Below are 636 nucleotides of genomic sequence, written 5' to 3' on the forward strand. Positions count from 1 at the left end.
GGCGATGCCGCAAAGCCCCCGGCCAGGCCGGGGGCGTCGCGCCAGGGAGCGGCGCTACAGGCTCGGGTGGCCCGCCTCGATTTCGGACAAGGCATCGCTGAGCAGCGACAGCAACGCACCGTTGATGTAGGCCAGGGTGCCGCCGGGCTCTTCTTTCTCATCGAGCAAACGGGTCATGGCCAGGATGTTGATCGCCGACCTCAAGCGCACTTTCGCGTTGTCGAACAAGTGCGTGGGGAGTGCATGGGTGTCCACGTACAGGGTGGCGCTACGCGGACACATGTCGGCCTGGGAGGTGGGTAGCAGCGGGACGAAGCGGGGGGACGATTCTGTTACCTCGGGGTTGGACGTATCATTCGGCTTAGCCATGGGTCAGCTCCTTAGTAAGCTGGGTTGTGGTTAGCGGGTCGTAGGTGTTCCACCACCTGCGGCCCGCGTCTTTTTTGCCCTCAGAAAATAGAGGGCAGTGCCGTTCGGTCCTGTCCCTGCGGGATGGATTTGCCGGCCCCTCCATCATCCTCCTACTGGGTTTTTATCCAATTCCCGGGCTTCTGAGAGAGCCTGCGGAAATGTCCGGGGGAGCTGTCCGGCGTTTCCAGGGCCTGTAGGGCGAATACCGCCACAGGCGGTATCCGC

1 protein-coding gene is annotated in these 636 nt (G+C 62.9%); it reads right to left on the minus strand.

The window, feature by feature from the left end; all coding sequences use genetic code 11:
• Nucleotides 1-54: 54 nt before the first annotated feature.
• Nucleotides 55-369: a hypothetical protein gene (locus HMPREF3014_RS02080; RefSeq protein ID WP_003113065.1), complete on the minus strand. Its 315-nt coding sequence runs from the start codon at nt 367-369 to the stop codon at nt 55-57.
• Nucleotides 370-636: the final 267 nt, after the last annotated feature.

The organism is Pseudomonas sp. HMSC065H01, assembly GCF_001815235.1.
Taxonomy (GTDB): domain Bacteria; phylum Pseudomonadota; class Gammaproteobacteria; order Pseudomonadales; family Pseudomonadaceae; genus Pseudomonas; species Pseudomonas aeruginosa.